This is a genomic window from Streptomyces venezuelae (genome assembly GCF_008642375.1).
GTDB lineage: Bacteria > Actinomycetota > Actinomycetes > Streptomycetales > Streptomycetaceae > Streptomyces > Streptomyces venezuelae_G.
Map to the genome: position 1 here is coordinate 8230390 of NZ_CP029194.1, position 12169 is coordinate 8242558.

At 72.3% G+C, this 12169-nt stretch carries 11 protein-coding genes; 9 read left to right on the forward strand and 2 right to left on the reverse strand.

Features of this window, described 5'->3' with window-relative positions; translation table 11 throughout:
- The first annotated feature begins 93 nt into the window (after window positions 1-93).
- The gene (locus DEJ46_RS37460; RefSeq protein WP_150273543.1) at window positions 94-1188 is read left to right on the forward strand and encodes a hypothetical protein; all 1095 of its coding nucleotides are present in this window, start codon (window positions 94-96) and stop codon (window positions 1186-1188) included.
- Between the two features lie 109 nt (window positions 1189-1297).
- Window positions 1298-1978: a class I SAM-dependent methyltransferase gene (locus DEJ46_RS37465; RefSeq protein ID WP_150273544.1), complete on the forward strand. Its 681-nt coding sequence runs from the start codon at window positions 1298-1300 to the stop codon at window positions 1976-1978.
- Between the two features lie 55 nt (window positions 1979-2033).
- Here the strand turns inward: DEJ46_RS37465 and DEJ46_RS37470 are convergent, their stop codons facing one another.
- Complete coding sequence (locus DEJ46_RS37470) at window positions 2034-2561, reverse strand: NUDIX hydrolase family protein (RefSeq protein WP_150275121.1); 528 nt, start codon at window positions 2559-2561, stop codon at window positions 2034-2036.
- 162 nt (window positions 2562-2723) lie between these two features.
- On the opposite strand from DEJ46_RS37470, the gene DEJ46_RS37475 reads away from it, so the two are divergent.
- From DEJ46_RS37475 to DEJ46_RS37490, 4 genes are all read left to right on the forward strand, one after another.
- The gene (locus DEJ46_RS37475; RefSeq protein WP_150273546.1) at window positions 2724-3116 is read left to right on the forward strand and encodes a hypothetical protein; all 393 of its coding nucleotides are present in this window, start codon (window positions 2724-2726) and stop codon (window positions 3114-3116) included.
- Window positions 3117-3171: 55 nt separating this feature from the next.
- Window positions 3172-3840 (forward strand): hypothetical protein, encoded by a 669-nt coding sequence (locus DEJ46_RS37480; protein ID WP_150273548.1) that lies wholly within the window; start codon window positions 3172-3174, stop codon window positions 3838-3840.
- A 377-nt stretch (window positions 3841-4217) separates the two neighbouring features.
- Entirely contained in the window at window positions 4218-5855 is a 1638-nt protein-coding gene (locus tag DEJ46_RS37485) for an alpha/beta fold hydrolase (RefSeq protein WP_223835379.1), read from the forward strand.
- 15 nt (window positions 5856-5870) lie between these two features.
- A complete protein-coding gene (locus DEJ46_RS37490) occupies window positions 5871-7511 on the forward strand; it encodes an alpha/beta fold hydrolase (protein ID WP_150273550.1) in 1641 nt (546 codons plus the stop codon).
- A 101-nt stretch (window positions 7512-7612) separates the two neighbouring features.
- Here DEJ46_RS37490 and DEJ46_RS37495 read toward each other — a convergent pair whose 3' ends face one another.
- Window positions 7613-8854: an NAD(P)/FAD-dependent oxidoreductase gene (locus tag DEJ46_RS37495; RefSeq protein ID WP_150273552.1), complete on the reverse strand. Its 1242-nt coding sequence runs from the start codon at window positions 8852-8854 to the stop codon at window positions 7613-7615.
- 260 nt (window positions 8855-9114) lie between these two features.
- Here DEJ46_RS37495 and DEJ46_RS37500 point away from each other — a divergent pair, with 260 nt between their 5' ends.
- The 3 genes from DEJ46_RS37500 to DEJ46_RS37510 all read left to right on the forward strand — a co-directional run bounded on the left by DEJ46_RS37500 (window position 9115) and on the right by DEJ46_RS37510 (window position 12169).
- A complete protein-coding gene (locus DEJ46_RS37500; RefSeq protein WP_150275124.1) occupies window positions 9115-11184 on the forward strand; it encodes a SpoIIE family protein phosphatase in 2070 nt (689 codons plus the stop codon).
- 177 nt (window positions 11185-11361) lie between these two features.
- Window positions 11362-11820, forward strand: a complete 459-nt coding sequence (locus DEJ46_RS37505; RefSeq protein ID WP_190623082.1) for a DUF6325 family protein — start codon at window positions 11362-11364, stop codon at window positions 11818-11820.
- Between the two features lie 52 nt (window positions 11821-11872).
- A complete protein-coding gene (locus DEJ46_RS37510) occupies window positions 11873-12169 on the forward strand; it encodes an SHOCT domain-containing protein (RefSeq protein WP_150273554.1) in 297 nt (98 codons plus the stop codon).

The following is a 12169-nucleotide window of genomic DNA, read 5'->3' on the forward strand; positions in this document are numbered from 1 at the left end:
TCTGACCTGCGCGGATGGTGCCGTTCTGGGATATGCGATCATGCGGAGGCCCCGCGGAGGGGCAGAGAACGCACGGGGTATGAGGGGTAGTTCGTGGGCAAGGGCGGAGAGCGGGACGGTTCGTCGGTACCGGACGAGGTGTGGGAGGAGTTCCTGCGCAGCGCGGCCGACGGTGCGGGGGACGCGCCGAAGGAGCCGTCGGCACGGGCCCGCGAGGTGGCGGGGCGGCTGTGGACGGAGCCCGCGGAGCCGACGCCGTGGCGTGCGCACACTCCCGCTCGCCCGCGGCGGAAGAAGGGCTGGTACGTCGCCGGCTTCCTGGCCTCGATCGCCCTCCTGGTCGTGGCGGTGGACCCGGGAGGCATCGTCGGCTGGTCCGACGACAAGAGCCCGGCGGCGGAGCCCCTGGCGCAGGAATCGGAGCGACCGCAGGAGGCACCGGCTGCCGAGCCTGCCCGGCGGGCCACACTCGCCGACCCCTTCCGGGGGTCCCCGGCGGCGCGCTGGGCGAACGATACGGCGGGGATCACCGTACCGGCCGCCAAGGCCACCGGGTGGATGACGAAGGCGGAGGTGCAGCGGGCGCTCGCACGGACACGTGACTTCCTCGCGGCGTCCAACCTGGATCGGACCGTGCTGCGAGGCGCCCGCCCGGAGAAGGCGATCGCCTTGATGAACCCGGATCAGCCGGACGTCAGGACCTTCGTGTCGACCTCGCTGAGCGCACCCGACAAGGACAACGACCCGCTGCTGCTCTTCAGCCGTTTCGACCCGGCGCAGGCACGCCTGGTCGGGGACGTGGTGAAGGCCCGAGGGCGGATCACGTTCCGGGAGGGGAAGCGCGGGGCTCTTGAGGTGACGGCCGACGTCACCTACGTGTACCCGGTCGCACCGGCGGGCGGCGGCGACGAGGTCGTGCGCACGATCGTGCGACGGGAGACGGTGGTGAGCTGGGACGACCCGGAGAAGGTGATCACCAAAGCAGGAACGTTCACTCTCCTCTCGTACAAGACCGACATGACCAACGGCGGTTGCGACACGTACACCGGATACTTCAGGCCGGAGTTCGGCGGCGGTTCGGACCAGACCACGGACAAGAGCCGGACGGTCGATCCCTACGACCGCAGCAAGGCGATGGGGAAGGGCCGCGCGGGCCACGACGGCTGCGGGACCGCTGCACGGTCGTAGCCGTAATTGTGGTCGTGGTCGTCGTCGGGCCTGTGAGGCGGGGCGCCGCTTTTGCCGGTCCGGCAACAGAAGTGGCGTGACCGGGGAACCCTCGGCGACGGTGGGGCGCATGACCGACGACATCACAGCGAAAGCGCCGGCCCCGGACGTCTCCTCCGCCGGTGACGGATACCTCGGCGACCCGGCGGTGCGGGCGGAATGGGACAACCGTTACGCCGATCGGCAGCAACTCTGGAGCGGGCAGCCCAACGGCGCACTCGTGGCCGGGGTCGCCGGACTCACCCCCGGGCGGGTGCTCGACGTCGGCTGCGGCGAGGGCGCGGACGCCGTCTGGCTGGCGCGCGGCGGCTGGGACGTGACCGCGCTCGAGGTCTCGGGCGTGGCACTGGAGCGGGCGGCCGGGCACGCGCGGGACGCCGGTGTCGACGTCCGCTGGGTGCACGCCACGCTGACGGAGGCGGGACTCGCGCCGGCCTCCTTCGACCTGGTCTCCGCGCAGTACCCGGCCCTGCTGCGTACCCCCGAGGCCTCGGCCGAGCGGGCTCTGCTCGCGGCCGTCGCGCCCGGTGGCGTGCTGCTGCTCGTCCACCACGCGGGGATGGACACCCAGCAGGCGGACGACGGCGGCTTCGACCCGGCCGACTACGTCTGGCCCTCGATGGTCGCCGCACTGCTCACCGACGACTGGGTGGTGGAAGTGGACGAGCAGCGGCCACGCGTCGTACCCGACGGCGGCGCAGGCGCGCACCACACCGACGACGTGGTGCTGCGCGCCCGTCGGCTGCGCTGAGGGCCCGGGAGGTTCGACGGCCGACGCGGGGCGGCCGCAGGGGGGAAGGGCGATCTCAGTACGTGTGTCCCACGTGCGCGAGGGCCTGCTTGAGGAGCACCCCGCGGCCCCCCGGCATCTCGTTCTGCACCGCCGGGGAGGCCGCCTCCTGCGGACTGAACCAGACGAGGTCCAGGGCGTCCTGCCGAGGGCGGCAGTCGCCGGCCACGGGCACGATGTAGGCCAGGGACACCGCGTGCTGGCGCGGGTCGTGGTAGGGGGTGATGCCCGCCGTCGGGAAGTACTCGGCGACGGTGAAGGGCTGCAGAGAGGCGGGCACGCGCGGCAGCGCCACCGGTCCGAGGTCCTTCTCCAGGTGGCGGAGCAGCGCGTCACGGACTCTCTCGTGCTGCATCACACGACCGGACACCAGGGTCCGGCTGATGGTCCCGTCCGCGCCGATCCGCAGGAGCAGCCCGATGCTCGTGACCTCGCCGCTGTCGTCCACGCGCACGGGCACGGCCTCGACGTACAGGATCGGCATCTGGGCCCGGGCCGTGTTCAGCTCGTCCGTGGTCAGCCAGCCGGGCGTGGTCTCAGTCATGTCAGACATCGCTTGATCATACTTACCTGACGGCCTTTCGGCCCAGACCGCCTGTATGCCACGCGGGTGTGACTTCGTACGGTCCGTGGCCGCGCACGTACTCGGACCGAACTGAGTATCCGGACTCTGACGGGTGTTCGGGCGGGCCGGAACACTGGAGCCATGAACACAGGACAGCAGAGAAGAACCTTCCAGGTGTGGGCCGCCCTGGTGTCGGCGGCGGTGGCCATGGCGGTGTGGGCCGCCTGGCTGGGCTGGGACCAGCACCGCGATGTGCACCCCGACGGCTCGACGACCGGTCCGTACGAGGCGTGGCAGGTGGTCGGCCTCGGCCTGACGCTGCTGGCTCCGGTGTGCTGGACGGCGTTCCGGGAGTACGCCGTGGCCGGGGTGATCGGCACGACGGCGGGCCTGACCGTTGCCGCCTTCTACGACTGGTCGGACGACGCGAGCGGCCTCTTCCTGATCGGCGCGATTATGGTGATGATCGGGACCCTGGCCCTCACGAGCGCCGTCTCGGCTCTGGCCGCCGCCGTGAAGCGCAAGCGCGGCTGAGATCATGACCGCGGGGAGCGTCGTCGTCCGGCGACGCGAGGAAGGGTGAGCGAGCGTGGCCGAGGGCCGGATGACGTACAACGTGCGGTACGGGACGTCCTGGCCGGTCGTCGTACGCCAAGGCAGCGGCGCGGGCCGCGAGGGGGACATCGCGATCGGGCTGCTCTGCCGCGTACCGGACGGCCGGGGTGACGCCTCGGACTCCTCGGCCCGCACCTTCGACGTCGTCGGTGAGGGGCAGACCGCGATAGCCCGGGTGTCCACCGAACGGACCGGCTCTCGCATCAGCGGACGCCCGGCCGTCTACCGCGTCGACGACCCGTACGGCGCCCCGCTGGGCCGGATCACCTACCGGCGCGGACGCGCTCTGCGCGGCGCCCGCGCACGCTGGACCGTCGAGTCGGTGACCGGCCACTCCGTGCGCGGCTTCCGCGGGCGCCTGTTCTGGTGGGCGGTGTGGTGGCCCGTCGGCCTGCCCGTGAGCCTGCTGTGGCTGATCCTGTCCCTGCTGGGCGAGGGCGACGACGCCTTCGGCAAGCCGCGCAGGGTGATCTGGCGCGACTCCTCACGCCGGGCGCATCTCGTCTTCCGAGGGGTCGCGGACGAGTACCGCGTCCTCGACGGGAGTTGGGACCCCAGGCTGGTGGCCGCGCTGCTCGGACTCCACCAGTCGTACGACCCGTCGGAAGGCAGCGGCGCGAACGGCTGGTACGCCACGTCCTGAGGCCGCGGACGACGGGGACGCGTGGGTCGGTCGTGAATCCCGCACCGCGGGATGGCGGCCCGGTCCTCGGTGTCAGCAACAACTGCGAGGTTCCGGGGGGCTCGACGAGCTGACCGCGTACGCATCGGGCCCCGGCGCGGACGAGCGAGCGACGTCAACGGACCGAAGCGCCCCTCCCCCCTCCCTCGCGGGGTACCCCGCTCTCGCGGCGTACCCCGCTCTCGCGAGGACCCCTGCTCCGAGTGGAGTCCTTGAGTGGTAGGCCTCCCGATGCGGACGCAGGCTGGCGTACGCCGACCTCGCCGGACATGCGACGGGCGGCCACGCCCACGCGCCCCGGCTCCGAGCGGCCGGGGACGTCCGAGAGACGGGATGACATGCCGGAACAGAGCATCGGCCCGGACGGCCTGCCGTCCGTTCGCGGAGTCGACAGGAGCGTTCGGCGCCGGACGGCGCGACACACCCCCCTACCGGGGCGCCCCCACCGCGCGCGCACCAGGACGGCGCTCGTCGCGGCAGGCCTGGCCGTGCTCGGCGCGCTCGGCCCCACGCCGAGCAGTGCCCTGGCACCCTCCGCGGAGGGCCCCCGGCCGGGACACCCGGCCCGGTTCGTGCCCGGTCCGTGCCCGGAGACGCCGGAGCCGATCCCCGGGCGGTGCGGGTTCCTGGAAGTGCCCGAGAACCGCAGCCGCAAGAACACCCGGACCATCCGGACGACCGTCGCGATCATTCCGGCCACGTCGGCGAAGCCCGCCGGGGACCCGGTGGTCTTCATGGAGGGCGGTCCCGGCGGCGATGCGATCGGGGCCATCCCCTTCCTGATCGCCTCCCAGGTGAACCGGGACCGCGACCTGATCGTCATGACCCAGCGCGGCGCCCTCCACTCGCAGCCGAACCTCGCCTGTCCGGAGATGGACCGCTTCAACGCGTCCGCCGTCGGCATGCCCTACGACGCGCCGTCCACCGGGCGAGGGCTGGTGCGCGCGGCGAAGGAGTGCCGGGATCGCCTGACGGCCGAGGGAGCCGACCTCAGCGCCTACAACACCACCGAGAACGCCGCGGACTTCGCCGCCCTGCGCAAGGCCCTGGGCATCAAGAAGTGGAACGTCTACGGGTACTCCTACGGCACCGACCTGGGCCTCACCTACCTGCGCCGGCACCCCCAGGGCATCCGCTCGCTGGCGATCGACTCGGTCGTACCGCCGCAGATCGTGAGCCTGCCGTGGGCCTGGGACAGCGCCCAGGAGGGGATCAGCGCGGTCTTCGCGGCCTGCGAGGCCCAGCCCGCCTGCAAGGCCCGCTACCCGGACCTCTCCCGCACGCTCACGGAGCAGGTCCGGCGGCTGGAGGCGAACCCCCTGAAGCTGACCGTGCCGCCGCCCGGTGGCGGAACCCCGGTGAAGGTCGTCCTCGACGGAGGCACGCTGGTGAACCTGCTGGTCACCAACGGCCGACTCGTCCCGTCCGCCGATGTCCCCGCGGCGCTCTACGAACTCGCCGCCGGCAATCCGGAACGCCTCGCCCGGGCCCAGGCCGCCGGCGCGACGCCCGCCATCGGCGAGTTCGCCCACGGACTGACGCACTCGGTGGCCTGCGCCGAATGGGCCCCGGGCTACTCGAAGCGCGATGTGCTGAAGGCGGGCCGGCGGGCCTTCCCCGGCTGGCCGGACTCCGTGCTGGCCCACGCGCCGCAGCTGCCCTTCGAGCACGACCTGTGCCGCGCCTGGAACGTACCGGACCGCACCGAGGTCCAGCGGGTGCCCACCCACAGCGAGGTGCCCACGCTCATCATCACCGGGACCTTCGACGCGAAGACCGGCGCGAGCTGGGGGCCGTTCGCCGGCCGTACGCTGCCCCGCTCCACCGCCGTGGTGGTCCCCGGGATCACCCACTGGGTGGTGCCCCAGGAACCCTGCGCCGCGTCGGTCCTGCGCTCCTTCCTGACCCGGCCGACCGAGCCCGACACCCGCTGTGTGGCAGGTGTCGTGCCCAAGCCGTTCACCATCATCCCCTGACCCGGAGGACGCACGATGTCCCCAAGAACGACCCCGCGCCGGCGCCCCGCGCGACGGCTCCCGACAACGCTGGCCGGAGCCACGGCCGGAGCCCTCGTCGTCGGCCTGGCCGCGATCCCCGCACACGCCGAGACCGGCACCGGCGGCCCGATCGGCACGGTCGCCCGCACGGTGGGCGACGCCCACTTCGAACCGGGCCCCTGCCCCAGGACGGCGGACCCGATCCCCGATCTGGCGCGCGCCCGCTGCGGCACCCTCACCGTGCCCGAGAAACACCGGGCCAAGGGACCCAAAGGGCCCAAGGAGCCCAAGGAGCCCAGGGGGCACGGGGGGCACGGGGGACGCAAGATCACCCTCGCCGTCGCGATCATGCCCGCGGAGAGCAGCAGGCCGTCACCCGACCCGATCGTGTGGCTCGCCGGCGGTCCCGGCGACGATGCGGTCTCCGAGATCCCGATGGCGCTGGCCGGAGACCTGAACCGGGACCGCGACGTGATCTTCATGTCCCAGCGTGGCACCTACTCGGCAGACCCGGTGCTCACCTGTCCCGGCATCGACCGGTTCAACGCCCGCGCCCTCGGTCTCGTGTCCAACGCGCCGTCGACCGGACGCCTGCACGTCGAGGCGACCCGGGCCTGCCGGGACCGGGTGGACGGTACGGGGGCAGACCGCAGCGCCTACAACGACATCGAGAGCTCGGCCGACTACGACGCCCTGCGCAAGACGCTGGGGGTCAGGAAATGGAACGTCCTCGGCATCTCCTACGGCACCCACCTGGCGCTCAACTACATGCGCCTGCACCCGAAGGGCATCCGGTCGGTCGGCATCGACGGCGTCCTGCCGCCCTCCCGGGCAGGCGGGGCCGTGACCTGGAAGGCCGCGAGAGAGGGCTTCGACGGTCTGTTCAAGGCCTGCGCGGAGCAGCCCGCCTGCAACACCCGCTACCCGAACCTGAAGGCCACCTTCCTCCGCCTCGTCAGCGAGCTGGAGGCCAAGCCGCTCACCGTCACCGTCACGGTCCCGGTCCACCCGGAGCCGGTGAAGGTCGTGCTGGACGGGAGCCAGCTCGTCACCTGGCTCACGTTCGCCAGCCACCTGGCGGAGGGAGTGCCGCGCTCCATCGACGAACTGGCCCACGGCAACGGGCAGCGGATCGCCGAGCAGCTCGCGGGCGGCAAGTACAGCCCGCAGGCCATCGGAAGGGTCTCCCACGGGCTGGTCTACGGCGTCTTCTGCAGCCAGTGGACACCGTACGAGAGCCGGGCCGACATCGTCCGGGGCGGACGCCGCGCGTTCCCGTCGTTCCCCGAATCGATGCTTCCCAACGCGCCGCAACTCGCCTGGCTCCATGACGACTGCCGCGCCTGGGACGTCCCTCCGGCGCCCCCCTGGATCAGGGACGTGACCCGCAGCGACATCCCGACCCTCGCCCTGTCCGGCGGCTTCGACGCCCAGACCGCGCCCAGCAACGGGGCCTACGTGGCCCGTACGCTGAGCCGGTCCCACGCCATCACGGTCCCCTACGTGGCCCACGTGGTCTTCGCCGACTCGCCGTGCGCGCAGACGATCACCACATCGTTCTTCGCCGACCCCGCCCGACCGGACACCCGGTGCCTGGCGGGCCTCCAGCCGCCGCAGTTCGAGATCGCGCCGTAGACACGCCCGACCGCACCGGTAGACGCCCCCACCGCCCGGCCCCCGCTCGCATCGGAGCGGGGGCCGGGCGGTCGATGACGGATCTGCGTCAATGGATGCCGTCAGGCCGCGTCGGGCATCCGGCGGTTCATGCGTTCGTGCATGTGGCCGAAGAACTCCTCGGGCGGGGTCACGCCCGCCGTGACCCTGACGAACTCGTCGCAGGCCGCAGGGCTCTGGGCCACGGCGAGGAGCAGTTGCTCCATCTCGGGGGGCGGCGGTTCCATCGTCGCGAAGTCCGCCGTGAACTCGTACATGCTCGTGACCTGCTGGTCCCTCGCCTCCTGCGTACCCCGCATGGCTTCGTCGAACGGCCGGCGGCCGGCGAGCACGTCGTCGAGCGCACGTGTGCACCGCTCCGCGTCCCGGAAGGCGTCCTGGATGCCCTGCGCGGTGATGGGGTCCTTCAGGTACCCCGCGTCGCCGACCAGGACCCAGCCGGGTCCGTAGGGCTTGCGGAAGTAGTTGGGGATGGCCATGCCGACGAACCGCTCGGCCCGGGTGGCGCGGGCGATCCGCTCGGCGAACGCCGGCGCACGGGCCAGCGTGGCGTGGTAGTTGCCCTCGACGTCGCCGCGCTTCGCCTCGAAGTCGCGCATGGGCCAGCCGCAGATGACCAGCGTCAGGTCCTCGTTGGTGGGCCACGCGGCGAAGGCGCAGTCGCCGCGGTCGTACGCCTCGAAGACGCCGTGCATGGGCAGGCCGGCCCAGTACGTGTAGTAGTAGGCGTTGATCTTCGGCTTCGCCGCGTAGTCCGCGGCGCCCGTCGCCCGCGCGACGGACGAGTGGATTCCGTCCGCGCCCACGACGACCCGGGCCTCGTCGACGGCGGCACTGCCGTCCTTGCCGTGGCCCTTGATCCCCGTCACCGCCGCCCCGTCGAAGAGGACCTCGTCGACCGTGAACCCCTCGCGCACCTCGGCGCCGGATTCCGCGGCGGCGTCGACGAGGATCTTGTCGAGGACCGTGCGGCGCGGTGCGTGGGACGCAGCGAATCGCCCGTCGGCCGGGGACCCGACGATGGTGAACGGTCCGAGGTCGAACGCGTAGGTGTCGATGGGCGGACACCCGGTCGCCACGACCCGCTCCAGGAGTCCCCACCGGTCGAGCGCGGCCAGTCCGGGCGGATGGATCAGATGGGTCGAGATCGTGTCGCTGGGGAACGTGGCCCGGTCGACCAGGAGGACCCGGTGACCTAGGCGAGCCAGGAGCATCGCGGTCGGTGCCCCGGCACAGCGTGCGCCGACGACGATCACGTCGTACCGGTGGTTTCCGTCGCCGGCCGGGCCGGCTGTGCCGCTCATGAATCTCACCTGCCGAACGGACTCTTGCCCGTGGGCGGCCGACGGGACACGGGAAGCCCCGGCCGTCGCCGCTGCGCGGAGTGTGTCTCCCTCCACGCTAGAACAACCGTGCGCCGAGGTCTCGCCGGGGCGGGTCAGCGCCCTGGCCCTCGACGACCGGGCCCGCGCTTCCGGTCCGCGCGACGAAGCGCGGACGCGCGCCCATACTGAGGATGACGGCAGCCGTCCAGGGGTGCGTAGGTACCGGAATCGCGGTGGCGATGGAGCAGGTGCCCTTCGACGAAGTGACCACCGGCGCGGCCCGGGACGCGGGCGGCTGGCTGGGGGCCCTGCAGGTCGCCGTGGTGGCCACGGGCGCGGACGGGGCGATCGTCCGCTGGGACCACGCCGCGGAGGACCTGCTCGGCTACACGCCGCACGAGGTGCTCGGCCGGCACATCGCCGACCTGCTCCACCCGGGTGCGGACCGCAGTCTCGGCCGGTCGCTGTGGGAGGGCGCCGCCACCGGCAGCGGGGTCATGGGAACGGTGACCGCCTGGCACAGGGAGGGACGCCCGCTGGACCTGGAGATCTGGGCGTGCCCGGTGCCGGCCCGCCACCGGGGCGGGACGACGGTGCTGGTGTTCGCCGCGGAGGCGGAGGCCGCACGGCGGATCCGCGGCTCGTCGGTGGTGTGGGACGGACTGTTCTCCCGCTCCCCGGTCGGCATCGCGGTCCTCGACACCCAGCTGCGCTTCCTCCGCGTCAACCCGGCTCTGGAGGCGATGAACGGCCTGTCGCAGGCCGCCCACATCGGGCGCCGCCTCGTCGAGATCCTGCCCGACGTCAACGCCGCGGACATGGAGCGAGCGATGCGCCGGGCCCTGGACGAGGGAAGGCCCGTCGTGGATTCCCGCCGTACGGGCCGCACGCCGGCCGACCCGGACCACGACCACGTGTGGTCGGGGTCGTACGTCCGGCTGGAGGACGCCGACGGACGTCCGATCGGGCTGGCCGCGACGCTGATCGACATCACCGCCCAGCAGCAGGCGCAGCTCGAAGCCGAGGCGGGCCGGCGCCATCTCGCCCTCGTGAACGAGGCCACGCTGAAGATCGGCACCAGCCTGGACCTGGAACGCACGGCGCAGGAGCTCGCCGACGTCGCCGTGCCCGAGCTCGCGGACGCCGTCACCGTCGACGTCCTGGAGTCCCTGGCCGCCGGCGGCGAACTCGGCACCGGCCTGGTGGGCGGCGCCGCGTTGCGCCGGGTGGCCAAGGCCCCGCTGACGGGATCGTCCGTCACGGCGGTCCTCGCCCCCCTGGGACGCACACTCGTCTTTCCCGTCAACGCGCCGTACACCCGGGCACTCGGTGAACGCCGCCCCTTCGTCGTGCGCGAGTTCGACGAGGAGGCCATCGTGCCGGCGGCCGGTCACTCCAGTGCCCCTGCCGAGCTGCTGGGGCTGGGAGTGCACTCGTTCATGATGACGCCGCTGCTCGCCCGGGGCGTGGTGCTGGGCCTGGCCACCTTCTACCGGACCCGTGCCGTGGGTCCCTTCACCAAGGGGGAGGTCGACCTCGCCGGTGACCTGGCGGCGCGCGCCGCGGTCTGCGTGGACAACGCGCGCCTCTATCGCCGTGAACACGACACGGCCGCCGTGCTGCAGCGCAGCATGCTGCCGCAGCACATCACCCCTCCGCCCGGGATCGAAGTCGCCCACCGCTACCTGCCCGCCAGCGACGTCAACGAGGTCGGCGGCGACTGGTACGACGTCATCGCACTGGAGGACGGCAGAGCCGTGCTCGTCATCGGCGACGTGATGGGGCACGGCATCGCGGCCGCCGCGGTGATGGGGCGGCTCTCCGCGAGCGTCAGGGCCCTCGCGCGCCTCGACCTCTCGCCCGAGGACATGCTGTACCAGTTGGAGGCGGCCCTGCACGATCTCGCCGAGCCGATGCTGGCGACCTTCCTGTGCGTCGTGGTCGACCCGGCCACCGGCCGCTGCCGCATCACCCGCGCCGGCCACCCGCCTCCTGTGGCTGTCTCTCCTGACGGCGCCGTCCGCCTGCTCGACGTCCCGCCGGGTCTGCCGCTGGGCGTCGGTGGCATTCCCTTCACGACCACCGAGGTCACGCTACCCCTGGGCAGCCTCCTCGTCCTCTACACCGACGGCCTGGTCGAGTCCCGAAGCAGCGACATCGACGCCCGCCTCACCGAGCTGACCGACCTGCTCGCCGAGCCCGGCCCGTCCCTGCCCGCCCTCTGTGACCGCCTGCTCACCCACCTCGTACCGGCTTCCGCGGACGACGACATCGCTCTTCTCATCGCCCGTGTCAACACCGCGGCCTGAGAGCGACAGGACGGTCGCCGGCCGTCGGCGCCGGAGCTCCGTGCTCCCCGCCGTGAATGTGCGAAGCCCTCTGGCGAATGCTGCAATGGGATCAGGACTGGCTCCGGTCGCGTCCGTGGTCATGCGACGAGGACGGGGTTGGGCTCGGTCATGTCCTCCCGACGGTGTGGAGCGGTGATGAGCAACGAATTCCAGGACATGGGGCCGGTCGACTTCCTGGTCATCGAGTTCCCGGGCAACCGGATGACGGGCAAGGGGCTGTCCCTTCTCCTCGACCTGGTCGACAGAGGCATCGTCCGCGTTCTCGACCTCGCGTTCGTCCGAAAGGACACCTACGGCAGCGTCACCGCTCTGGAACTGCGGGATCTCGACGACGACGGTGAGCTGGACCTGTCCGTGTTCGAGGGCTCCTCGTCCGGGCTCCTCGGGCAGGACGACCTCGACGAGGCGGGGATGGCCCTGGAACCGGGCAGTTCGGCCGGCATTCTGGTCTACGAGAACCTCTGGGCCGCCCCCCTCGCGCGGGAGCTGCGGCGTGGCGGTGCGCAGCTCGTGGCCGGCGGACGCATCCCCGTGCAGGCGCTCCTGGCCTCGCTGGACGCCGGGGAGCCGGAGGGCGGCAGCGCCGCTGCCTGACGGCTCCGGACGGTTGAGGAACCCGATCGAACAGCGGCCAAGGAGGAACGACATGCCAGGACTTCTTCGAGGTGTGGCGCGTACGGCAGTGGTGGCCGGGACGGCGACGGCCGTCTCCAACAGGGTCTCGCGACGGCAGGCGGGCCGTTGGGCCCGGCAGGAGCCGGCTCCGGCGGAACAATACGCACCGCCACCGGCCGAGGCGCCCCCGGCGGCCCCGCCCGCCCCGCCGGCCACGGACATGGGCAGCAAGATCGATCAGCTCAAGGAACTCGGACAGCTGAAGGAGCAGGGCATCCTGACCGAGGAGGAGTTCGCGGCACAGAAGAGCAAGATCCTCGGCTCCTGA